Source organism: Candidatus Kryptoniota bacterium (genome assembly GCA_036567965.1).
Classification (GTDB): domain Bacteria; phylum Bacteroidota; class Ignavibacteria; order Kryptoniales; family JAKASW01; genus JAKASW01.
In genome coordinates, this window is sequence record DATCTN010000024.1 from 48,123 (window position 1) to 70,263 (window position 22,141).

At 49.8% G+C, this 22,141-nt stretch carries 23 protein-coding genes and 1 tRNA gene; 17 read left to right on the plus strand and 7 right to left on the minus strand.

Annotated features, from left to right (window positions below):
- Nucleotides 1-41 precede the first annotated feature (41 nt).
- From panB to VIS48_10150, 12 genes are all read left to right on the plus strand, one after another.
- The gene (panB, locus tag VIS48_10095; protein HEY9166499.1) at nt 42-860 is read left to right on the plus strand and encodes a 3-methyl-2-oxobutanoate hydroxymethyltransferase; all 819 of its coding nucleotides are present in this window, start codon (nt 42-44) and stop codon (nt 858-860) included.
- A gap of 80 nt (nt 861-940) precedes the next feature.
- Nucleotides 941-1,471 carry a DinB family protein gene (locus VIS48_10100; protein ID HEY9166500.1) on the plus strand — a complete coding sequence of 177 codons (531 nt, stop codon included), beginning with the start codon at nt 941-943 and terminating at the stop codon, nt 1,469-1,471.
- A 454-nt stretch (nt 1,472-1,925) separates the two neighbouring features.
- The gene (locus VIS48_10105; GenBank protein HEY9166501.1) at nt 1,926-2,129 is read left to right on the plus strand and encodes a cold shock domain-containing protein; all 204 of its coding nucleotides are present in this window, start codon (nt 1,926-1,928) and stop codon (nt 2,127-2,129) included.
- 108 nt (nt 2,130-2,237) lie between these two features.
- Nucleotides 2,238-2,696, plus strand: a complete 459-nt coding sequence (locus VIS48_10110; protein HEY9166502.1) for a hypothetical protein — start codon at nt 2,238-2,240, stop codon at nt 2,694-2,696.
- A complete protein-coding gene (gene ybeY / locus VIS48_10115; protein HEY9166503.1) occupies nt 2,693-3,127 on the plus strand; it encodes an rRNA maturation RNase YbeY in 435 nt (144 codons plus the stop codon). The genes VIS48_10110 and ybeY overlap by 4 nt, the downstream gene beginning before the upstream one ends.
- Before the next feature lie 51 nt (nt 3,128-3,178).
- On the plus strand, nt 3,179-3,634 hold the full coding sequence (locus VIS48_10120) for a DUF494 family protein (protein HEY9166504.1): 456 nt from the start codon (nt 3,179-3,181) through the stop codon (nt 3,632-3,634).
- A 58-nt stretch (nt 3,635-3,692) separates the two neighbouring features.
- On the plus strand, nt 3,693-6,038 hold the full coding sequence (gene topA / locus VIS48_10125) for a type I DNA topoisomerase (GenBank protein ID HEY9166505.1): 2,346 nt from the start codon (nt 3,693-3,695) through the stop codon (nt 6,036-6,038).
- Nucleotides 6,035-6,946 carry a tyrosine-type recombinase/integrase gene (locus VIS48_10130; GenBank protein HEY9166506.1) on the plus strand — a complete coding sequence of 304 codons (912 nt, stop codon included), beginning with the start codon at nt 6,035-6,037 and terminating at the stop codon, nt 6,944-6,946. The genes topA and VIS48_10130 overlap by 4 nt, the downstream gene beginning before the upstream one ends.
- 58 nt (nt 6,947-7,004) lie before the next feature.
- The gene (gene raiA, locus VIS48_10135) at nt 7,005-7,307 is read left to right on the plus strand and encodes a ribosome-associated translation inhibitor RaiA (GenBank protein HEY9166507.1); all 303 of its coding nucleotides are present in this window, start codon (nt 7,005-7,007) and stop codon (nt 7,305-7,307) included.
- 435 nt (nt 7,308-7,742) lie between these two features.
- Nucleotides 7,743-8,759 (plus strand): HPr(Ser) kinase/phosphatase, encoded by a 1,017-nt coding sequence (gene hprK / locus VIS48_10140; GenBank protein HEY9166508.1) that lies wholly within the window; start codon nt 7,743-7,745, stop codon nt 8,757-8,759.
- Entirely contained in the window at nt 8,760-9,533 is a 774-nt protein-coding gene (locus tag VIS48_10145; protein HEY9166509.1) for an SDR family NAD(P)-dependent oxidoreductase, read from the plus strand.
- A gap of 110 nt (nt 9,534-9,643) precedes the next feature.
- A complete protein-coding gene (locus tag VIS48_10150) occupies nt 9,644-10,627 on the plus strand; it encodes a radical SAM protein (GenBank protein ID HEY9166510.1) in 984 nt (327 codons plus the stop codon).
- Nucleotides 10,628-10,990: 363 nt separating this feature from the next.
- Here the strand turns inward: VIS48_10150 and VIS48_10155 are convergent, their stop codons facing one another.
- The 5 genes from VIS48_10155 to VIS48_10175 all read right to left on the minus strand — a co-directional run bounded on the left by VIS48_10155 (nt 10,991) and on the right by VIS48_10175 (nt 15,832).
- Complete coding sequence (locus tag VIS48_10155; protein ID HEY9166511.1) at nt 10,991-11,587, minus strand: uracil-DNA glycosylase; 597 nt, start codon at nt 11,585-11,587, stop codon at nt 10,991-10,993.
- Nucleotides 11,588-11,776: 189 nt separating this feature from the next.
- Nucleotides 11,777-12,874 carry a redox-regulated ATPase YchF gene (gene ychF, locus VIS48_10160; protein ID HEY9166512.1) on the minus strand — a complete coding sequence of 366 codons (1,098 nt, stop codon included), beginning with the start codon at nt 12,872-12,874 and terminating at the stop codon, nt 11,777-11,779.
- 92 nt (nt 12,875-12,966) lie between these two features.
- A complete protein-coding gene (locus VIS48_10165; protein ID HEY9166513.1) occupies nt 12,967-13,572 on the minus strand; it encodes a hypothetical protein in 606 nt (201 codons plus the stop codon).
- Nucleotides 13,573-13,609: 37 nt separating this feature from the next.
- Nucleotides 13,610-14,803, minus strand: a complete 1,194-nt coding sequence (locus VIS48_10170) for an MFS transporter (protein HEY9166514.1) — start codon at nt 14,801-14,803, stop codon at nt 13,610-13,612.
- A gap of 15 nt (nt 14,804-14,818) precedes the next feature.
- The gene (locus tag VIS48_10175; GenBank protein HEY9166515.1) at nt 14,819-15,832 is read right to left on the minus strand and encodes an isocitrate/isopropylmalate family dehydrogenase; all 1,014 of its coding nucleotides are present in this window, start codon (nt 15,830-15,832) and stop codon (nt 14,819-14,821) included.
- Nucleotides 15,833-16,131: 299 nt separating this feature from the next.
- Between VIS48_10175 and VIS48_10180 the strand changes: the two genes are divergently transcribed.
- The 4 genes from VIS48_10180 (at nt 16,132) to VIS48_10195 (ending at nt 19,532) form a co-directional block, all read left to right on the plus strand.
- Nucleotides 16,132-17,445 carry a DUF4921 family protein gene (locus VIS48_10180; GenBank protein HEY9166516.1) on the plus strand — a complete coding sequence of 438 codons (1,314 nt, stop codon included), beginning with the start codon at nt 16,132-16,134 and terminating at the stop codon, nt 17,443-17,445.
- Between the two features lie 15 nt (nt 17,446-17,460).
- Complete coding sequence (gene rpsT / locus VIS48_10185; protein ID HEY9166517.1) at nt 17,461-17,727, plus strand: 30S ribosomal protein S20; 267 nt, start codon at nt 17,461-17,463, stop codon at nt 17,725-17,727.
- 120 nt (nt 17,728-17,847) lie between these two features.
- Nucleotides 17,848-18,342 carry a DinB family protein gene (locus tag VIS48_10190; protein HEY9166518.1) on the plus strand — a complete coding sequence of 165 codons (495 nt, stop codon included), beginning with the start codon at nt 17,848-17,850 and terminating at the stop codon, nt 18,340-18,342.
- 92 nt (nt 18,343-18,434) lie between these two features.
- Nucleotides 18,435-19,532 carry a LamG domain-containing protein gene (locus VIS48_10195; protein HEY9166519.1) on the plus strand — a complete coding sequence of 366 codons (1,098 nt, stop codon included), beginning with the start codon at nt 18,435-18,437 and terminating at the stop codon, nt 19,530-19,532.
- Between the two features lie 392 nt (nt 19,533-19,924).
- Here the strand turns inward: VIS48_10195 and VIS48_10200 are convergent, their stop codons facing one another.
- Entirely contained in the window at nt 19,925-20,296 is a 372-nt protein-coding gene (locus VIS48_10200) for a GIY-YIG nuclease family protein (GenBank protein ID HEY9166520.1), read from the minus strand.
- Nucleotides 20,255-20,327 (minus strand) — tRNA-Ala (locus VIS48_10205). The genes VIS48_10200 and VIS48_10205 overlap by 42 nt, the downstream gene beginning before the upstream one ends.
- Before the next feature lie 195 nt (nt 20,328-20,522).
- Between VIS48_10205 and VIS48_10210 the strand changes: the two genes are divergently transcribed.
- Nucleotides 20,523-22,115, plus strand: coding sequence for an ATP-binding protein (locus VIS48_10210; GenBank protein HEY9166521.1), 1,593 nt, complete (start codon nt 20,523-20,525; stop codon nt 22,113-22,115).
- Nucleotides 22,116-22,141 lie beyond the last annotated feature (26 nt).

Consider the following 22,141-nt stretch of genomic DNA (forward strand, 5'->3'; position numbering starts at 1 on the left):
AACATACGGAGGTTTGAATGCCACGAAAGACAGACGAATCCATGAACCCGCCGGCTGAAAAGTCAAAGGCGATTACCACCAGAACGATCGTTCAGTTGAAGAAGAACGGTGAAAGGATCGCGGCACTCACAGCTTACGATGCTATCACTGCCAGGATTCTCGACGAATCCGGCATCGAGATAATTCTTGTAGGGGATTCGCTTTCGAATGTCTTTCAGGGGAATACGACGACGATTCCGGTCACCCTTGACGAGATGATCTACCACGCAAAGATTGTTGCGAAGACGGTTAAGCGAGCGCTCGTGGTGGTTGACATGCCGTTCATGAGCTACCAGGTAGACACGGAAGAGGCCCTTAGAAACGCGGGAAGAATTCTGAAAGAGACCGGTGCGAGTGCGGTGAAGCTGGAAGGAGGGAAGGCGATCGCTGAGTCTGTGAAGCGGATGACTGAGATCGGCATTCCCGTGATGGGCCACCTCGGGCTTACGCCTCAGTCGATAAACAAGTTCGGCGGTTATCGGCCTCGCGGCGAAGAAAAGGAGGAGGCGACAAAAATATTGTCGGACGCAAAACTTCTGGAGTCATCCGGAGCTTTTGCCATAGTTCTTGAAAAAATTCCGGCGTCTCTCGCGGCCCGCCTTACGAAGAGTGTCGATATACCTACCATAGGCATCGGCGCTGGGCCACACTGTGACGGTCAGATCCTTGTATATGCCGACATGATTGGGCTGACGCATGAGTTCAAACCTCGTTTCGTCCGCCACTACGCAAACGTATCGGAGATGATGCACAAGGCGTTCGTCGAATATGTTGAAGACGTGAAGAAAGGGAACTTCCCTTCCAAAGAGGAGAGCTACTGAATCCAAACTGACTCCAGTAATATTCGTTTCAATTCAGTTCCCGTTTTTCAGGTTCAGTTTCTCAAGATCACGGAGAGCACATGACGCCTTCATACCTGCAACAACCTCTACCGGCAGAATACGACCGCTTCTTTGCCGGTTATGTCAGACTGGTGCCTGAGACGGATGTAATGTCTGTCCTCCGATCTCAGCCTGAAATAATAATGAAAACGGTAAGAGCTATCGACGCGCAGAAAGTCGACTTTCGTTATGCCCCCGGTAAATGGTCTGTACGCGAGGTCTTCGGACATATTGTAGACTCGGAAAGAGTTTTCAGTTATCGTGCGATGTGTATCGCGCGGGGCGAAACCGCAAACCTCCCCGGGTTCGACGAGAACCTGTATATGCTCAAGTCGGGATTCGGCAAAGTGCCGCTGTCTGAGATCGCATCGGAATTTGAATCGCTCCGTGTCTCAAATGTACTTATGCTGGAGCATTTGGATGATGGTTCGTGGCTGCATGCTGGTACAGCAAACAGCAAGGCCGTAACCGTCCGAGGACTCACCTTCATAATGGCGGGCCACGTCCGACACCATATCCGTGTACTGGCGGAACGTTACTCAGTAAGCTGAAAATCTAATTTAGAGAAATCCGGCGGCCGCTTTGCCACCATTGGGTTCAAGGCACTCACTTTTCGTAACACCCGCAAGATCAACGTGGTTTGAAGTCATGTCTTTCTTCCAACCCATCCGTCTTCGCTAATGCGTTGTACCATGTTAACCCAAAAAAACTTGACATTCTGTCAACAGCTGGCTAAATTCATGTGGAATTTTGACGAACTCATGTGATAGCATGGATTTTTGTTACCTCTTGGCCGTTCCGCTATTTTTCACATCCGTTAAATTCCCCCCCAGCTGGAAACCGGTAAAGCAGCGAGTGACTGGTTCTCTTCTCCCGAATACCTTTCTGTCTGGGGCCTTTAACTGGCGAGCAGTTCGAAGGGAACCGTAGGTGTCTATCGCGCTTCCGTGCGGCTGCGTTTTACAAAACATCTTTTGAGTTGATGATAAAACTAGGAGGTCACCGATGCCTAACGGCAAGGTAAAATGGTTCGATGGAAAAAAGGGCTTCGGCTTCATCGAACAGGAAAATGGTCAGGATCTTTTTGTGCATTACACCGATATAAAGACCGACAAGCAATACAAGACTCTTGACAAGGGGGTCGATGTCGAATTCGAAATCGTAGAGGGTGCACGAGGTCTGAAGGCTGTTAATGTAACAGTCAAATAGACATAAGTCTCGTCACCGGGGTCCGAAGGCTCCGGGCGGGCAAATTTCAAACCCGATGTCGGAATGAATTTGATGACATCGGGTTTTTGATTATAATATGTATCGAAGATGAGTTTTGAGTTCAAACCGAAGGATATTGAGAACATCAGCGGTGTTCTCCAGGTCAAACCGGTAAAAAGGGGAGACTGCTACAGGCTCGAGCTGAGCGACATCAAATCGAAGCGGAAGCTCGCAATTGAGATCTATCCTTCAATCAAGACCGGGAACCGGAAGGGAAATCTCATTTCCGTCTATACTATCAATTCTCACCTCCAGTTGCATCAGTGCTCAGGATATCTTGCCTCAGAAATGTTGGGGGAAGTGACTTTCTACTCCGAGTCCGACGGCAAGATAAGCGGACTTATTGTAGAGAGGGAGGCGGGCTGTTCACTCTACGCGAACGTTGACCGAAGCGTCCTGTCGGGCGACTTCACACGCTTCGGACCTGAGGTCATGCTGAGCAGCATCGCACTTTCACTCGCAGAGACCAGCCTGTCACCGCAAGGGTCGGGCACATCGGGAAAGTGAAAGTCCAACTCTTCACGAATTATACTCCAAGACCGAAGTTCCATGGAAAAGAGATCGGCACGCTCGTCCGAAAGATCTTGCGGGAGGAGAAGAAGAATGCCGATAGTATTAACGTGGTTCTCGTTGACGACGGCTACCTCCTCGAAGTCAATAAGAAGTTTTTGAACCACAACTACAAGACCGATGTTATAGCTTTTGATTTGGGCGAAGGTCGTAATATAGAAGGCGAAGTTTACATCAGCGTGGACAGGGCTCGGACTCAGGCAAGGCGATATGGAGTCTCGCTCGAAAATGAAATCATGAGGTTAATCGCTCACGGACTTCTTCATCTCGCGGGATGGGACGACGCTTCGCGCGCTCAGAAGCTGAACATGAGAAAACGCGAAAACCTGTTCATTGAGTGGCTTTACGCACGACGCACCAAACGATAACTTGACTTTGGGAATTTTCAAAGTATATTTGTCTTTAGATCTAGGAGACAGATGCAGGAAAAAATCGTCGAACTGATCGTATTTCTGATGAGAGAGATCAGCCAGGCACGAGACATCTCGCATGTCGATGTGTCAAAGCTCGCCGAGAGAGGTTACAGCCAGTCTGAAATCTCGACGGCGCTCAGCTGGATATACGATAAGATGAATCTCCGCGAGCCGCTGAAGCGCGTGAAGAGTCCTCGCGCGAAATCGTACAGAGTATTTCATGAGGCCGAACGCCAGATCATTACTAAAGAAGCACGCGGGTTCCTTACCGAGATGTACGAGCTCGGCCTTATCGACAAGCTGGACCTCGAGAACATTATCGAACGATCTTTGATGTCCGGATCGAATACTGTGGATAGAGACGAGATAAAATCAATCATCGCGGGCGTGATTTTCGAGTACAATTCTCCCGGCAAGCCGGGAAGCCGGATAATGCTGAACAGTTCCGACACCATCAACTGAAAGATCTGCACCTAATTTGAAATTCAGTCAATCCTCTTAAAACTGGTAAAATCCCGAAATGGCAAAAAAGCTTGTTATAGTCGAATCCCCTGCGAAGGCAAAAACAATTAACAGATACCTCGGAAACGATTTCGTGGTTGAAGCGTCGGTGGGCCATATAAAAGATCTGCCAAAGAGTAAACTCGGCGTCGATGTTGAAAAGGGTTTCGAGCCGGATTACAAAACCATTCGCGGCAAGAGTGAAATCATAAAGAAATTGAAGGACCTTTCCGAAAAGGCGCAGCAGGTATATATCGCGACCGACCCTGACCGCGAAGGAGAGGCGATCGCCCAGCATATCGCCGATGAATTGAAACAGAATTCTGAAAAAGTTTACCGTGTGCTTTTTACGGAGATCACTCAATCCGGAATTTCGCGTGCGATGGAGAAACCTCTCAAAATCGATTCGCATTTGGTTTACGCGCAGCAAGCGCGAAGAGTGATGGACCGGCTTGTCGGCTATAAGGTCAGTCCTCTCATTTGGAAAGCCGTATACCCGGGGCTTTCTGCGGGACGAGTACAGTCAGTAGCTTTGAAACTGGTTTGCGAAAGAGAAAACGCAATAAACAGCTTTTCGCCCATAGAGTACTGGTCGATTCTCGGAAAATTTCTCACGGACCGGAAAGAGGAATTCGAAGCGAAGCTTGTCACGATCGACGGAAAAGAGTTGAGAGATCCGCAAGGAAGCGCGACGGATCCTGAGAGGAGCAAGAAAGAGTTTTCTATCGAGAGCCAGGAAGGTGCGACCCGCCTCGCCGAGGATATCAGGAAACAGAAATACGCGATCACGTCGATTTCGAGGAAGGAACAGAAACGGAATCCAGCACCGCCGTTCATCACCAGTACCCTTCAGCAGGCGGCATCGACACGTCTCGGGTTCTCGCCGAAGCGTACGATGATTCTCGCACAACAATTGTATGAAGGTGTCGATCTAGGCCCGGAAGGAAGGGTCGGGTTAATCACTTATATGCGTACGGATTCCACCCGCATCAGCAACGAGGCGCTCGAAGCCGCGAGAGATTATATCAAGTCTGAATTCGGAGAAGAATTTCTCCCAAAGGAGGCGCGTCACTTTAAAAAGGGAAAAGCTTCTCAGGATGCGCACGAAGCGATCCGACCGGCACATATGGAATTCCTTCCTCAGGAAGTGAAAAAATATCTTCCGCGCGAAATGTTCTTATTGTACGATCTGATCTGGAAAAGATTCGTCGCATCTCAGATGAATCCGGCCGTGTATGATCAGTTCACCGTGTCAATCGAAGGCGGTAAGTATATCTTTCGTGCGACAGACTCGCACGTAAAGTTCGCCGGCTTCTTGCAAGTTTACGATATCACCGCGGAAGACGCCGACATGTCGAAGCCGGACGAGGACGGAGAGGAACTCCAGAAATTTAAGCTTCCTCCAACGCTCAAGGAAGGAGAGCGGGTCGACCTCGAGGATATTCTGCCGCGCCAGCATTCGACAAAACCGCCGCCTCGATACACCGAAAGCAGTCTCGTGAAAGAACTCGAGTCGCTTGGAATCGGCAGACCGAGCACGTATTCATCCATAGTATCGACCATCGAGGACCGCGGATACGTCGAGCTAAAAGAAAGAAAACTGTTTGCGATGGATCTCGGTATGAATGTGAACAAGATTCTCTCTTCCAACCTTCCCGAGTTTTTCGATGTGAAGTTCACGGCTGAGATGGAATCGGAGCTTGACGAGATCGCGAGCGGGAACAAGAAATATCTTGACGTGATGAACGAATTTTACACTCCGTTCGACATTGCGGTAAAGAAAGTCGAAGGTAAGATCGAAGAGATTAAATCCACTGTTGACGGTCAACAGGTTGCGTGCGATCTCTGCGGCGCGCCGATGGTCATCAAATGGAGCAGGCGCGGAAGATTTCTTGCCTGCAGCAGGTATCCGGAGTGCAAGAATACGAAACCGATCGACGCGCACGACGACAACAACCGCCCGACTGGCGCGAAGTGTCCGGAGTGCGGAGGCGACCTCATTTATAAGAACAGCAGGTTTGGAAAATTCATCGGCTGTTCGAATTACCCGACGTGCAAATTCACGAAGAGCATCACGACGGGCGTAAAATGTCCCGAGTGCGGCAAAGGTGAGCTCGCGCAGAGGTTCACAAAGAAAAAGCGTATATTCTACGGATGCACAAATTACCCGAAGTGCCATCACGCGACATGGGACAAACCGGTCGACATACCGTGTCCGCTCGGCGACTCACCGTATCTCCTGGAAAAATACTCGAAGGCAAAGGGAAATTATTACAAATGCCCGAAGTGCGAGAGCGAGATATCGCCGGACGAGGTGAACGGGCAGAACAAAACAGACAAGCAGGTTGAAGTTGCGGCTAAGTGACTAAGTCGCCGATTAGAGAGTTGGCAGCATCTTTTCTCGACTATTTGAGAAAGGAGAAGGGAGCGGCGGTGAAGACTCTCATAACTTACGAGCAGTCCTTGCGTGAGTTTAACAATTTCCTTTTTGAATATAACGGCGGGCGGGAGATTACTCTCGATGAACTGCCGGAAGATGGGGTGAGAGCATTCCTCGTCGAGCTGGACAAGCGGGGAAACGGCAGACGGACAGTCAGGAAGAAACTCTCAAGCATCAGATCGTTCTCGAAATATCTGGTGAAATTCGAATTTACAGACCGCGATTTCACTTCTTTCATAAGTACGCCCAAGGCGAAAAAGCCGATACCGGTTTACATTGAGGAGGACGGAATAAATGAGATTCTCAATGTGAAAGTCGACGGGCCGGCCGACTACCGCGACAAAGCAATCCTCGAACTCCTGTACGGCACTGGAATGCGCGTAGGCGAGCTGTGCGGACTCGACCTTCCTGATCTCGATTTCGACTCGTCGCAGGTAAAGGTCCTTGGAAAAAGGAGCAAGCAGAGAATAATTCCGGTGATCGACAGGGCAGTAAAATCTGTTCGGGATTACTTGAAGTTCAGGGATAAAATTTGCGAGAAAAATATTGATGAGCAGGCTTTGTTCGTCTCGTCGAACGGCAAGAGGATTTTGCCGGCCGCGGTTTACAGGATCGTGGCGAGAAGGATCCGGAAAGTTTCGGAGGTCGAAAGGAAAGGTCCTCACACATTGAGGCATTCGTTCGCGACGCATCTTTTGAATCACGGCGCGGATCTCGAGGCCGTCAGGCAGCTTCTCGGACACGAAAGCTTATCGACTACACAGGTTTATACGCATCTTTCTATTGAACAACTCAAAAAAGTATACAAGGAGGCACACCCACGCGCAAAATGATTCTCTGTCATTAAAGGTTCACGGATCAATTAAACATTCTCAACAAAGGAGGAATCTTATGAACATCAGCATCACTTCACGTCATTTCAAGGCTGACCCTGCTTTGAAGTCTTATGCTGAAGACAAAGTCGCAAGACTGAACAGATTCTTCGACGGCGTCGTACACTGCGACGTCGTTTTCCTCAATGAACATTCAAAACCAAACGGCACAGACAAGATGGTGGAGATAAAACTTTCAGTCCACAACGGGATCCTGAAAGCGGCGGAGACAACGGATGATTATTTCAAAGCTGTAGATAAAGCGATAGACAAACTGGAAGCGCAGCTTGTGAAGTTCAAACAGAAGCTTAAACATGAATAGAGACTTCTGAAATTGTATGTCAGCGCCCCGCCTTCATGGCGGGGTTTTTATTTTATACAGTCAGGAGACGTCGTTCTTTTCGAGGAGCTCCGGTATCATCTGCCCAGTGGGAAAGGTGAACCAATCTGAGTGCTCCTCCATGGTACCTTTCTGGAGACCTCCGGAAGATTCTTCACCTCGTGAATCCGTCTGAGCTCCATGGACGGAACCACTTCGTTCGGAATGACAAATAAAACCCAGTTGTCATGCTGAGGAGTCTTTCGAGGATTGTTGCAGCGACGACTAAGAATCTGCTTGAGGACTCCTGAATGTCGCTTTCGTTGAGAACCGCAAGTCTTTTTGGGTCTTTCATGGGTTCTAAATGATCGACCTAATTCAGTATATCCTCATTACCTCCGTGCATTTCCGCCCATTTGTTTATATATTTTCATCGTCATGGCATCAAGAATCTGGGATACGAAGGAAATTCGGCGAAAAGACATTACCATAGGTGAATTCTATAAGTCTTCGCGTGAAAAAACCAAACTCCAGCCGATAAACGGCGATATCGGTTTCGCGAAGCTCATCACTGACAAGAACGTCCATCGCCCCGGCCTCGCACTCGCCGGATATGTAGATCTGTTCACATTCAGCCGGGTGCAAATCTTCGGCAATACCGAGGTGCGCTACCTCAGCTCACTCAAACTCGAGGACCGCCGCCGCGCCCTCGAAACAATTTTGCAGTTCAACATCCCGACGATCATCTTTTCTAACAGCAACGAGATCGAGCAGGAGCTCGTCGATCTTATTACTGCTCATGGCATCTCAGTATTCACCAGCCCGCTCGAAACCACACGCCTTGTGTATTTCCTTGGCGAATTCCTTGATGAGGTCTTCGCGCCGAACACTGTGATCCACGGCTCGCTCGTGGACGTCTACGGCATCGGAGTCCTTTTTGTCGGCAAGAGCGGAATCGGTAAGAGCGAAATCGCCCTCGACCTGGTCGAGCGCGGACACAGGCTCGTAGCCGATGACGCGGTGGGAGTTTTCAGAAAAGGAGAAGACCTCCTCATAGGCAAGAGCTCACGCATCGCCCAGCATTTCATGGAAGTCAGGGGACTAGGCGTCATTGACGTCAGGAACATTTTCGGTATCCGCGCTGTGCGCAAACAGAAGAGAATAGAAGTTGTTGTCGAGCTCGAAGAATGGGATTCCGCAGAAGATTATACACGCACGGGACTCGACCACGATTTCATATCGATCCTCGGCGTCGAGATTCCTGTCATAAAGCTCCCCATATTGCCCGGAAAGAACATTACCGTTATCGCGGAAGTAATCGCGTTGAATCATCTCCTCCGCTCGTATAACTATGACGCGGCGGAAGTATTCAACCAAAAAATCCAGGAAGCGATAAAGAAAAAGAAAAAAGAAAGTACCGAAGCGAGCAGGTATTTTGAAAGAGATTTTGAGTAGATGAAGAAGAGCAGTATTACCAAACCGCACCATGACTTGACCCAGCTTTCCAGTGACGAGAATACCCTGAGCGGCAAGATAGCGATAGTCACAGGCGGATCGAGAGGGATCGGCAAGTTCATCGCAAAGCGGCTTGCACGGGAAGGCGTTTCGATCGTTATTGCGGGCCGGACCCCCGCCGACCTCAAAGTGACTCAGGAAGAAATCGCCGGCGACGGCGGACGCGTTATCGCTGTCCAGACTGATGTTTCAAACGAAAAGAGCGTTCACCGGCTCCTATCGAAAACGCTCACCGAATTCGGAACGATAGACATACTTATAAACAACGCCGGCCAGTTCCTCGAGAAACCGATAACGGAAATGTCGGTCGAAGAGTGGAGCAACGTGATTGGCACAAATCTCACGGGCCCGTTCCTTCTTTCACGCGCCGTTTTACCGGAAATGAAGGAAAAAATGGACGGCACCATCGTGATGCTCTCATCCACATCGGGAAAACGTGCCATGGCGAATTCAGCGGCATACGCCGCCTCGAAATTCGGGATAGAAGGATTCTCCGAAGCGCTGGTTAGAGAGGTCAGAGATTACAACATCCGCGTCATAGTCGTTACTCCGAGCTCTGTCGACTCGAGCGAAAGGGAATCGCGCCAGATCCTGAAAGGTGGGAAGGGTGCGCGGCTGCGTGCGGAAGACGTGGCGGAAATCGTCGTCGATACGATAAAGCTCCCCCCGCGGGCGCTCGTGCGTGAGGTTGAGCTGTGGGCGACGAATCCCTGAAAAAGGCAGATAGGTAGAAGGCTAAGAGGTACAGGCGCAAAATGCAGAGAGCAAAGGGTTGAGCGCAAAATCGCCTCCGAAGTTTTGACTTTTGAGATTTGAGGTTATCAATGTTTGTACCATCATATATAGAGCTATACCAATCCGGCGAGCTAGCTCGACGGGCCGAAATACTCGACGATATGCTTGCGAGTTGCAGCATCTGTCCGCTCGATTGTAAGGTGAACCGCAAAGAAGGCGAAATCTCGAGATGCTACTCGAAGTATCTCCCGATCGTGAGCGCGTATTGCCCGCACTTTGGCGAGGAGCCGCCGCTTGTCGGCACGCATGGAGCCGGGAATATATTTTTCGGCAACTGCAACTTGCGCTGCGTCTATTGCCAGAACTACCAGATAAGCCAGAACTACAAGATTGAATTGAAAAATGAAATCGCGTTCGAGCGGCTGGCGGAAATTATGCTTGAGCTCCAGGGAAAAGGTTGTCATAATATCGGCCTTGTCTCGCCGACGCATTTCGTTCCGCAGATTGTGAAAGCTTTGAATATCGCGGTTGGAAAAGGGTTGAACATTCCACTGATATATAACACCAATGCCTACGACTCTGTCGATGTCCTCCGGCTTCTCGACGGGATAATAGACATATATCTTCCCGATCTGAAGTACAGCGACGAGGCGATGGGATATGCTTACTCGAAAGTGAAGGAGTACCCGCAACACGCCAAGCTCGCCTTGAAAGAGATGCACAGACAGGTGGGGAGCGAGTTGGTAATCGACGATCATGGATTGTTGAAGCGAGGACTATTGATCAGGCATCTTGTCCTTCCGAACGATATCGCAAACAGCGAGGACACGTTCAAATGGATTGCGGAAGAGTTGGGAAACAACACCGCGATATCGCTGATGTCGCAGTATTATCCGACGAATAAAGCCGAGTCGATAATGCTCCTGAGCAGGCATATAAGGGAATCGGAATACGACAAGGTGCTGGAACTAATGGAGAAATACGGATTGGAAAACGGATGGATGCAGAATTTCGAGAGTCGGGATTATTACAAACCCGACTTCACGGATCGCATAGAGCCGTTCAAGCGCTGACAACTCGTCGGTATAACCGAACGGTTTTTCTTCCTCGTCGCTAAACGGAAAAAAGAATTCTCTCCCTCCCGGTATGTCCATCTCTTTTATGGAAATCCCTTTCGGATAGATCTCGATGTCTATCCTGTCTTTCGAGTAACCCGTATTTATCGCCGCGAAGAACTCGTCTTAATCTTTCCGGGTGGCCGGGGGGACGCGTACCGTTTATGTTGTCATCCATGACACACTTTCCTTTAAGGTCCTACTTGTCCTGAACTCTTCCTGAGTTTTAATACTTGTTTTATCGGAAGAAAATGTGGGTGGTTTGGTAGTTTGAATTGAGACGAGCAAAAACCACCTATCCGACCGGTATTGCAACTATTTCTACGTGTCGAGGAGTTTCGTGACTGTTCGAAAAATATCCTCGAACATTTTGCGGGTAAGCTTGCCAGTGAATGTATTTTGCTGACTCGGATGATAAGAGGCGATGAGTGTCATCTTTTCGTCGATTCGAAACTGCGCGCCATGGCCGAACTTAGGGCGCCGTTCGAAACTTTTTACGCCGAGTTCTTCAAGTGAGTTGACCGTCATGTCAAATGCGATCTTACCAAGCGCGACAACCACTCGTAGGTTCTTGAAGATGGTTAGCTCGTTCAATAAATATGGCCGGCAGTTTTGAAGTTCAACTTTTGACGGCTTATTGTCAGGAGGCGCACAGCGTACCACGGCGGTTATGTAACAATTTTTTAATCTCAGGCCGTCATCTTTGGATGACGATGTCGGCTGGTTCGCATATCCGAATTTGTGGAGTGTGCCATAGAGCCATTCTCCGCTCCTGTCGCCCGTGAACATTCTTCCGGTGCGATTTGCGCCGTGTGCAGCAGGCGCAAGACCTACAATGAGTACACGCGCTTCAGGATCGCCGAATCCGGTTACAGGCTTTCCCCAGTAATCCGAATCTCTGAATCTCGCGACTTTCACACGCGCGACTTCCTCCCGCCACACTACAAGCCGTGGGCACTTCCGGCAGGAAATAATCTCTTTGTTGAGTCGATGTAATTTCGAGTCTGTCACGAAAAAAATATCGGCCTTAAATGAAGGAGTCTTCATCTGCAAAGAGATTTGGAATTGGAAATCAATGGTCGACGATTGCAGATTACCTCATTTCCCTTACACGCTGAACCTTACCACCACAATGTCCCCGTCCTTCACGGTGTAATCTCTCCCTTCTACATGCAGGAGTCCGGCGTCTTTGACACCCTGCTCGGAGCCGAGCCGGATCAGGTCGTCGTACTTAATTACTTCCATCCTGATGAAACCCTTTTCAAAATCGGTGTGAATCTTTCCGGATGCACCCGGCGCGGGAGTGTTCGCCTCAACTGTCCACGCGTGTACCTCCTTCGGACCCGCCGTGAAGAATGTGACCAGGTTGAGAAGCGCGTAGCCCTCGCCAATTACTCTCTGGAGTCCGGATTCTTTCAAACCGAGATCCGAAAGAAAAGCCGACTTTTCATCATTTGATAATTGGGAGAGTTCCGCTTCGATCTTGCCTGAAACCATAACTACTCGGGCCCCCTCGCGTGAGGCGATCTCTCTTACAGCATCGACATACTTATTTCCGGTTTTCACATTCGACTCATCCACGTTCGCGATGTACATGACTGGCTTGTCCGTCAGCAGGTGCAGAGATCGAACATATTCACGATGGGAGTTGTCGGCGTATGAGAGATATTTCGCCAATCGCCCGGAATTCAAATGCTCCGAAAGCTGGACATAGACATCGTATTCTTCTTTTATTTTCTTGTCGCCCGAGCGGGCCCTTCCTTCCGTCTCTTTCAACTTTCGTTGGAGCGTGTCGAGGTCTTTCAGAATGAGTTCCGTCTCGACGACCTCAATGTCTCGCTTCGGGTCGACCGATCCGTCGACATGTACGACGTTCGAGTCATCAAAGCAACGGACCACATGCGCCACGGCGTCGACTTCTCTGATATGTCCAAGGAACTGGTTCCCGAGTCCTTCTCCTTTACTCGCACCTTTCACCAGCCCCGCGATGTCTACGAACTCGATTGTTGTGGGAATGATCTTCTGTGTTTTGTAGAGCGCCGCGAGTTTATCAAGCCGCTCGTCAGGAACAGGAACTATTCCGACATTAGGCTCGATTGTGCAGAACGGATAGTTCTCGGCCGCTATGCCGGCTGCCGTGAGCGCGTTGAAGATGGTCGACTTTCCGACATTTGGTAATCCTATTATCCCGCAGTTAAATCCCATTGATGAGCCGCCTTTTAATTTTTACGGAAACAATTTGGGCGATTCGCTTAAGAAAGGCAAAAGGGATGTTTGAGTTATAGAAGAAGCGCTGGTCAGCGACCCGGCCGCAAGTCGTCGATGTCCAGGTCGTCATCTTCGTCGAGGTTGAGATTGTCCAGGTTGTCGATGTCATCCAACCGGATCATCTGCCCGTCGACGTCTGTCTCTGTCAGGAATTCCGATTTGAATCCCATTTCCTTGAGCCGGTTCGCGAGAGGATCGAGATATGCGCGTGGAGACTTCGAAGATTTGCATTTCTTTACCTGGCCGAGGACGTGTTTCACCATGTCGATAATCTCGACGTCACTTACCTGCAACTCGAGCTCTTCAATTACGGAACTCAACCGGTTCACGACATTTATATGCATCATGTCGGACTCGTCGTCCGATCCTTCTTTAAGTTTCTCCGCATACAATTCGTACGTGCTCTCTTTAATTAATCTCGCGAGACTCGTAAGGGAATCGACAACGTATGCGTCGCTCAGCTTGTCGCCTTGTCCCTCGAATATCTTATCGACCTCGAAGATTCCGAATTCAATTTCTGTTGCGAGCTGTCGCTTATCGATTCCTTTGTGCGAAGACTTCTCGTGCTGTTCCCTCGTCGGGTGGGAATGTTTTTCTTCGGAATGTTTCGGCGGATGCTTCTTACCTTGCTTCATACTCCTAAAGCTTGAAAATTTCCGAACAAAATGCAAACTACCCGATTTTCCTCGAATCTCCGCTGTGCGTCGGAACAAAAGCCGGCAACTTCCAGACGAGGAGTAGCGCCGCGAGCAGCATGATGCTCCCGGTGTAAAACGGCCATGAGATTCCAGCGGTCCCCAGAATGAACCCGCCCCAGAAAGGACCGATCACTCTTGCAAGACTCGAGAATGATTGCGACACGCCGAGGACTGTACCCTGTTCTCCATGACCCGCGGATTTCGAGATCAAACTGGTAAGAGATGGAGTGACGAGTGCGCTCCCGACGGCCAGGAAAGTAATCAGGAGAACTAAATGAACTAGGGTCGTGGCGCCCGGTACAAGCACGAGTCCGGCCAGAAGAAGGACGAGTCCGGTCGCCATCAAACTCTTTTCGCCGAACTTTCTGGCAAGTCTTCCGATTGCGCCGCCCTGGACGATGATTGCCACAAGCCCTATGTAAGCAAAGAGATAACCGTTTTCAGCAGCTCCGTACTTGAATACAGATCCGGTGAAAAGAGGAAACGCGACATAAAGGTTTGAAAACGCCACTGTGTAAAAGAAAAACACGAGGACGAGTTTTCCAATTCCGGGTTGACGAAAAGCTTCCGCGACCGTAGAGAAGTTGAGGAGTCCGGGCCTGCGAACGGATTTCGACCGGTCTTTCACAGACTCGGGCAGCATGAAGTATGCGAGGACAAAGTTGATAAGCGCTAGTCCCGACGCGAGAAATCCCGGCGCACCGAAACTGATCCTGCTCATGACTCCGCCCACGAACGGACCGAGCATGAACCCGACACCGAACGCGGCTCCAATCAATCCCATGTACTTCGCGCGCTCTTCCAATGTGGTCGTGTCCCCGATGTATGCCTGCGCGGTTGCGATGTTAGCTCCCATCAGTCCCGCGAGCATTCGTGAGAAAAAAAGGAGGAAAAGTGAATCGGCAAACCCGAAAATCAAATATGAAATGAACGAGCCGAACACGCTCATAAGAATAATCGGGCGCCTTCCAACTCTGTCCGACAGTCTTCCCCAGAATGGTACAAACACAAACTGCATGAGTGAATATGACGAACTCAGAAGACCTATGACCGTCGGTGTCGCGCCGTAGTGCTGTGCATAGAACGGCAGGAGCGGGATGACGATTCCGAAGCCGAGCAGGTCGATGAAGACTGTGAGGAGGACGAGATAAACAGGTGCGCGCTTCAATTTGAGGGAAAAATTTCAGCCAAGTTTCTTAATGATCGCGTCTGCCATTTCGTCGGTCGAGACAAATCTCTCCGGGTTGAGATCTCTGGTGACGTTCTGTCCCTCTTTGATGACAGCAGCGACGCTTTCTCCGATCCGCCTCGCAGCGTCCGTCTCCCCGATATGTTCGAGCATCATTGCCGATGCGAGTATGAGCGCACAAGGATTGGCGATATTCTTTCCAGCAATATCCGGCGCGCTTCCGTGTACTGCCTCGAAAATTGAAGTCTCGTACCCGATGTTGGCGCCCGGAGCGACTCCAAGTCCCCCGACCAACCCGGATGCGAGGTCGGACAGAATATCACCGAACAGGTTGGTAGTCACGATCACGTCAAACTGATAAGGATTCATCACCATTTGCATCGCCATGTTGTCTACGATCCTGTCGTTGACCTCTATTTGCGGATACTCTTTTGCCATATTTCTTCCGATGTCGAGGAACAATCCGCCGGTGTATTTAAGAATATTGGCTTTATGAACGATCGTGATTTTCTTCCGCTTCTTCTTGACTGAATATTCGAACGCAAACCTCAGGATCCTTTCTGAACCTGTCCTGGTCACGATACCGATGGTTTCAGCTGCGCTTTTTTTTGAATCGACGTAATGTTCTATTCCACTATAAAATTCCTCTGTATTTTCCCGCACTATAATGAGATCAAGATTTTCATACCTCGATTTGATTCCCTCGTAAGACTTGGCGGGTCGAAGGTTGGAATACAGATCGAATTCTTTCCGCAGCGCAACGTTTACGCTTCTAAATCCCGTACCGACAGGAGTCGTCAGCGGGCCCTTGAGCGCAACTTTGTTCCTAGCTATCGAATCGATCACCGACTGCGGGAGGGGATCTTTATATTTTTCAATCGCATTGAACCCGGCTTCCTGCATTTCCCAATTTATCTTTACGCCTGTCGCCTCGATGACACGAGTCGCGGCCGCCGAAATTTCCGGCCCGATTCCGTCTCCCGGAATGAGGGTTATGGTATGAGACATGATCTCCTGTAGGATTTGTGCCGCTCAAAGTCTGATCATACCGGACAGAAGCCCGATCCGATCACTGCGCAAAATATAACTCGACTCCCGGAAAATCAAACGAGAGATTCCATCGAGACGAGCTCACTGCGACTCACCTTAGGAGATTGTGCAATCCTGATCGTGTCTACACAAGGTTAGTCGCAGTGGCAGACCATGACGAGTTACGCAAAATTAGCCTGAACCGGATTACTACAGTCTTTGCAAATTCTTCCTCCGTTGCTTATTTTTTTAAAGTATTCCCGGCGGAAAGGATCCCATTGGACTATCAGAATTTTTATCAGATAATGCCTGACGGCACGACGAAGCAGGTGAATCCGTTCACGGGGACCGAAGTGTGGGCGGTCCCCGGTCGAAGCAGCAAGCCTTCGTCCACACAGACATACCATCCGCAGAAGATTGAACCGAAAGAGAAAGAAGATTACTGCAGTTTCTGCGAGTCGAGATTTTTCGAGACACCGCCCGAAAAAGCGCGTCTCGTCAAGCAGGGAAATAACTATGTGAAGTGGGAATATCTCCCGGCCGACAAGTATTTCGAGTCCACTCCGGAATTCAGGCGTGTCCCTAACCTGTTCGAGATCGTGACTCTGGACTACTGGAAGAAGAACTACGGTTACAAATTGTCTCAGCGCCAGCTCGAATGGCGTGAAAGTTATCTCGGCAACCCGGTAGGTCTTCGTCACATTATCGACATCGTGAACTTCAAGATGAATCGGCTGGGGAGGTCGTTCGAGGAAATTGAAAAGGCGCCGCTGGAAGAGAAGCTCCATCTCGCCGATTCCTTCTTCGGTGGGGGTCATGATATGATCATCGCTCACAGGCATTTTGTTCCCGACGCGACTTACGACAACCAGCTTTATTCTTCCGGCGACATGACCCCGGGTGAGCATTACCAATATCTGAAATTTACGATCGAGTCGGCGGTAGATGTATTTGAGAATAACAGATATGCGAGATACATCAGCATCTTCCAGAACTGGCTCAGTCCGGCGGGCGCTTCCGTGGATCACCTTCACAAGCAGCTTGTTGCGCTAGACGAGTGGGGAGCATCGATCGGCGAGCAGACCAAGATGGTGAGACAGGATCCGAACATTTTCAACGAGTACGGCCCGAACTTCGCGGGTCACAGGAATCTGGTGTTCGCTGAAAACGAGTATGCAATCGCACTCGTCGGGATCGGGCACAGATTCCCGACGATGGAAGTTTATTCCAAATCGCACGCCTCCAGGCCTCAGGAACACAGCGAAGAGGAGATCCGCGGGATGAGCAATCTAGTGCATGCGGTTCACGCGGCGACCGGATCGCAGATATCATGCAACGAGGAGTGGTACTACACGCCGATAGATTCTGTATACAAAATGCCGTGGAGGGTTCTCCTGAAATGGCGGATAAACGTACCGGCCGGGTTTGAAGGTGGGACAAGCATACACATCAACCCGCTGACACCGGTCGAGCTGCGGGACAGAATTGTACCGAGTCTGTACAAACTCCGGGACGAGAAGACAATTGAATTCCTTCGCATTGCCGAAGAGTGCAAGCTTCAACCGAATCCCCTGAAATATTACTTGAGATAAGAGAAAGGAAACACTATGGCACAACACAAGTCGGCTGAAAAAAGAGCGCGCCGAAGCACAAGTCGCAGAAAATTCAATAAAGAAGTGAAATCCGAATTGAAGACCCTGGTCAAGAAAGTCCGTTCCGAAAACGACAAGACAAAAGCAGGCGCGGCGCTGAACGCGGCGGTCTCCTCACTGGATAAACTTGCTGCCAAGGGACTTATACATAAGAATAAAGCGGCGAACCAGAAATCCAAACTGACGAAGTTGGTGAACAAGCTCAGCACGCCGCCTGCATAAAGAAATCACGTCGTCGTTGGTTCGAAACGGATAGAGTTCCAATCCTGGTAGAAGTGGTCCTACTACAGACGTTTCCCAAGCATCTTTCATAGAGGCGGTGAATAAACAACAGGAGTCGTGATGGATAAGAAAGACATTCTTGAACTATTCGACTATTGCGACTGGGCGAGAGCGAGGCTTCTTGAATCGCTGAAGCCAATGACCCAGGAAGATTTCGAAAAAGATATGCATTCCAGTCACGGTGGGGTTCGCGGAACCCTTTATCATATTGTGAATGCAGAAAAGATCTGGTTGAGAAGGTTAAAAGGCGAAACCCACGCCACTCTGGACGAATCAGCATTGAAGACGCTTGCGGATTTCCAAACCGAATGGGAATACCTCGACGGTCAACTTCGCTCATACATAAACGGAATCTCCGAGGCAGATCTCCACGGGGTTTACGAGTACAAGACTGCAAAAGGAGATTTGCTCTCACAACCCCGCATCTGGTCATTTCTCCAACTTGTGAATCACTTTTCTTACCACAGGGGTCAGATTGTCACATTCCAAAGACAACTTGGATACAAACCGGTGAACACGGATATGATTGGGTACTTCAGAGAAACCCAGAACTGACTCTCGACCCGATGAAGCGTTAAATGCGCCACTTGACTTTCGGTCAATTGATTATTATGATTGTCCAGAGTCGTGTAAAAGTGGAGGTAGATATGCGATTGACTATGTTGATAGTCGTGGGTTTCATTCTGGTGAGCAGTGAGTCGTGTAACAAGGCCAATGTTGTGACGCCGCAAACGGGCCAGTCAAAATCAACGCTTGCGATTACTCTTTCTATGAAGGATGCACCTGCCGATGTTGCATCTATCGTAGGAATTCTTACTCGAGAAGGATTCGACACAGTCCAAAGTGAATTTGTCATTTCAGGTGACAGTGCCACATGTGAGTTCGCAAGTGTTCCTGTGGGATCGTGGGACTTGACTGTGAACGCTCTTGACATCAACGGTGCAGTCAAGTACAGTGGTCGGACGAGTGTTCAGGTATTTGGCGGTCAGACAACATCAGTTTATCTGGTCTTAAACTCGACCACTGGCTCTATAAGTGTCGTAGTTACATGGGGAACCTCTTCGACGAGTGGCAATCGGTCGCTCTCATTCGACGGGTCAACCGGTTACGTTGAGATTCCAGATTCTCCTTCCCTGATAAATATTGACACGGCATATACGCTTGAGGCGTGGGTGAAGCCGGAAGATACTCGCTTCTACAATTATCTCATTGCAAAGGGTGTTAGCGATCTTCAGTACACTATGGAGTTGCTCGGTTCGTCGCTAAATCCAGCGTTCACTATTGATGGCGTCACAATCGATTTTTCTGGAGCCTCGGACTATTGGTCAAGGCTGGTTCTTTCTCAAACTCTTTCGACAGATCAGTGGACTCATTTGGCAATCACGTATCGGAGCGAAGCCGGCATAAGTATTTATATCAACGGCAACCTGGTTCACCACTGCTATGCAGCAGGGTCTCTCACCCATGTCGCAGGTCCGCTCAGGTTCGGAGTATTACTAAACGAGACTTATCAGCTTTTCTACAAGGGTGAACTTGACGAAGTCAGAGTATGGAATACCGCTCGGACTTCGGAGCAAATTGCGGACAATATGAGAAAAGAGCTTACGGGTGATGAGACAAACCTCGTGGGATTCTGGGACTTCAACGATTCATCAGGTTCTACTACAGTCGCTGACAAGTCGCCATATCATAACTCGGGCGTCCTCCACGGAGGGGTGACGTTCTCTCCGGACGCGCCGTTCTAACACGAATGTAGTTTGCATTTCCCCGGCATGCGGAACTACTATCCGCCGGGGAAATGAGCCGAGTTGGGGATGCAATCAATCCTCGGGAGTCTTTACGCAGCAAATGAGGATAGGTGATGCTGTCTTGTGAACTGGGTATTGTGTTGTGGGGACGTTCCCCTGGGACTCATAGGGAATCTTGAGAGCCACTTTATTTGGGGCCATACGTGCTCTACGCTGATTGCATCGCCGGGTTGCTGACAGCTGAAGACCGATAGCTGTCTTTGTGGAGCTGAAGGGCCTACGGCCTCGTAGAGGTCTACGACCTCTCTACGAGACCGTAGGTCGTAGAGGGATCGAACTCTACGAGCCTTCTACTCGTAGAGTCATAGACCCTCGACCTTCAAAGCCATTCAGGGATTTGAGGAATTCGTTGAGGAGCCAATAAGACAGGTGATTTTCGACTTGTCGAAAGTTCGGATAAGTCTCTTTTTCCGATCAGTGTTCCACTTCTTCTTCAGCTCCCACTCCCGCCACATCGCCTGGGAGCGCGTCGTGAACACTTCGAAGTATACAAGAGGGTAGGGACGTTTTGCCTTCGTGGACTGAACCCACCCCTTGTTGTGAGAAGTCAGGCGGTCACACAGGTGACTTGTCTGACCGGTATAGAGAGAGCCGTCAACGTGGCTTTCGAGTATATAAACATAGAAGGGCAAGTCTGAGGGATCTCTAGTTGGGATTTGTGGAGCTGAAGGGGATCGAACCCTCGACCTCGTGAATGCCATTCACGCGCTCTCCCAGCTGAGCTACAGCCCCAATTTTCAAAGAAAGTTCCAGGCACAATATAGAGTCGCCCGCCCTCAACTGCAAGAAGATGGGAACCGGCGATTCCCGCTCCCGTCGGTCTGGTTTGTAACTGAAGAACACACGATTTAACTTGCCTTAATCTAAGGAACACTCTGAGCATTGAGTCTCGAGTTGAGAAATAGCGAATTTATCGTCTCGCAAGACTTGTCGCGACTGTTTGAAGGGCTTGACGAAGGCATGGTCGTGACAAATCGATACGGGGAAATTGTAGTAATGAATAGGGCTTCGGAGAAGATCTTCGGAGTCAACAGGGGCGTTAATCTTCACAAGAATTCATCGATCCTGCTCCAGGGTCTATGCAATGCGGACTCACACCAGCCGATTGTCCCGCAAGACCTTCCATTTAATCAAACTATTTCTGCGGAGCACCCGGTACCTTCAAGGGAGTTTCTTCTGAAAAGAGCCGACGGCAAAGAACTTTATATCCAGATATCAACCTCGCCCATATACGGCGAGGACAACACGCTTACGGGTACAATCGGCGTCCTGATCGACGTCACCAAACGGAAGGAGATGGAACAGACTCTTACTCAGAGGAACCTCCAGCTCAGTGCGATTAACCGGATTGCAATGCTGCTTAACAGGACGATCGATTTCAAGGAAGTGCTTGAGTATTCTGTCAGACAGACGATGGATATTTTCACGGGCGACGCCGGCGCTATCCTACTCCCGGACAAAAGCGGCAGAAGAATATATGTTGCGGCGAGCGCGAATCTTGGCGAAGAATTCCTTTCTGAAGTCCATGGCTCTGAAATCGGCTCTACTGTTTTCGGGAGTGCTTTGAGATCCGATGCGGTCCGCTCGCTTAACCGGAGCGACGGTTTCAATGGCATGCCAAATTCCCTGAAGAAATCAAGTTTCTCTTCGGTGGTTGTCTTTCCGCTTAAGGCCAAGGGAAACGCGGTAGGAGTCGGTGCGCTCTTCAGTGAAACCGAACGCGTGCTCGAGGAATCGCAGCGAGAGATTATGGAAAGCATCGGGACGGTGATAGGTGCCGCAATCGAGAATTCCAGACTCCATGAAGAGACGATCCAGAAGACCCGGCTCCTTGAAAGCAAGAACCACGAGCTGCAGCAATTCACTTATGCGATCACTCACGACCTTAAATCGCCCATTCTCGTGATAGAAGGTTTCGCGCGGGAATTGAAGCGGAGCGGTCATCTGGAAGTGGAGCAGGAAGTCCTCATTGAAGCCATCATGGCTTCTTCCGGCCGGCTCCATTCTCTTGTCAATGATCTGCTCGACCTGGCTCGCGTCGGGAGTGTCGAAGTTGTACTTGAAGAGGCCGATCTCGCCGAGCTGGTCAACAGGGTCCTTTCTGATTTATCCATCCGGCTTTCTGAAAAGAAGATTAAGGTCTCCATCGAAGGAACATTCCCGAAACTCTATGTCGTCACGCGATATATCGAAAGAGTCTTTACGAATCTCATAGACAACGCAATCAAGTACATGGGCGACCGGCCTGATCCGCGTCTGACCGTCGGCGCTCAGGACAAAAGCGATCATTACCTCTTTTATGTCAGGGACAACGGCATCGGCATTCCGCAGGAATTCCATGAGCGTATATTCGCGATTTTCCAGAGGGTCAAAACGGGAGAAACCGAAAAAGTGGAAGGCAGCGGACTCGGACTCTCTTTCGTGAAGAAGATCGTCGAACTTAGCGGCGGAACCGTCTGGGTCGAGTCCGCCGGAAAAGGAACCGGCTCAACTTTCTTCTTCACTCTCCCCAAACAATGATCGATTCCTCCGTACTGGTTATTTTT

What these genes read in the sequence shown, in the direction of transcription:
- panB (HEY9166499.1), top strand. Translation starts at nt 42, where the DNA reads ATGAACCCGCCGGCTGAAAAGTCAAAGGCGATTACCACCAGAACGATC.
- VIS48_10100 (HEY9166500.1), top strand. Translation starts at nt 941, where the DNA reads ATGACGCCTTCATACCTGCAACAACCTCTACCGGCAGAATACGACCGC.
- VIS48_10105 (HEY9166501.1), top strand. Translation starts at nt 1,926, where the DNA reads ATGCCTAACGGCAAGGTAAAATGGTTCGATGGAAAAAAGGGCTTCGGC.
- VIS48_10110 (HEY9166502.1), top strand. Translation starts at nt 2,238, where the DNA reads ATGAGTTTTGAGTTCAAACCGAAGGATATTGAGAACATCAGCGGTGTT.
- VIS48_10120 (HEY9166504.1), top strand. Translation starts at nt 3,179, where the DNA reads ATGCAGGAAAAAATCGTCGAACTGATCGTATTTCTGATGAGAGAGATC.
- topA (HEY9166505.1), top strand. Translation starts at nt 3,693, where the DNA reads ATGGCAAAAAAGCTTGTTATAGTCGAATCCCCTGCGAAGGCAAAAACA.
- raiA (HEY9166507.1), top strand. Translation starts at nt 7,005, where the DNA reads ATGAACATCAGCATCACTTCACGTCATTTCAAGGCTGACCCTGCTTTG.
- hprK (HEY9166508.1), top strand. Translation starts at nt 7,743, where the DNA reads ATGGCATCAAGAATCTGGGATACGAAGGAAATTCGGCGAAAAGACATT.
- VIS48_10145 (HEY9166509.1), top strand. Translation starts at nt 8,760, where the DNA reads ATGAAGAAGAGCAGTATTACCAAACCGCACCATGACTTGACCCAGCTT.
- VIS48_10150 (HEY9166510.1), top strand. Translation starts at nt 9,644, where the DNA reads ATGTTTGTACCATCATATATAGAGCTATACCAATCCGGCGAGCTAGCT.
- ychF (HEY9166512.1), bottom strand. Translation starts at nt 12,874, where the DNA reads ATGGGATTTAACTGCGGGATAATAGGATTACCAAATGTCGGAAAGTCG.
- VIS48_10165 (HEY9166513.1), bottom strand. Translation starts at nt 13,572, where the DNA reads ATGAAGCAAGGTAAGAAGCATCCGCCGAAACATTCCGAAGAAAAACAT.
- VIS48_10175 (HEY9166515.1), bottom strand. Translation starts at nt 15,832, where the DNA reads ATGTCTCATACCATAACCCTCATTCCGGGAGACGGAATCGGGCCGGAA.
- rpsT (HEY9166517.1), top strand. Translation starts at nt 17,461, where the DNA reads ATGGCACAACACAAGTCGGCTGAAAAAAGAGCGCGCCGAAGCACAAGT.
- VIS48_10190 (HEY9166518.1), top strand. Translation starts at nt 17,848, where the DNA reads ATGGATAAGAAAGACATTCTTGAACTATTCGACTATTGCGACTGGGCG.
- VIS48_10195 (HEY9166519.1), top strand. Translation starts at nt 18,435, where the DNA reads ATGCGATTGACTATGTTGATAGTCGTGGGTTTCATTCTGGTGAGCAGT.
- VIS48_10200 (HEY9166520.1), bottom strand. Translation starts at nt 20,296, where the DNA reads ATGGCATTCACGAGGTCGAGGGTTCGATCCCCTTCAGCTCCACAAATC.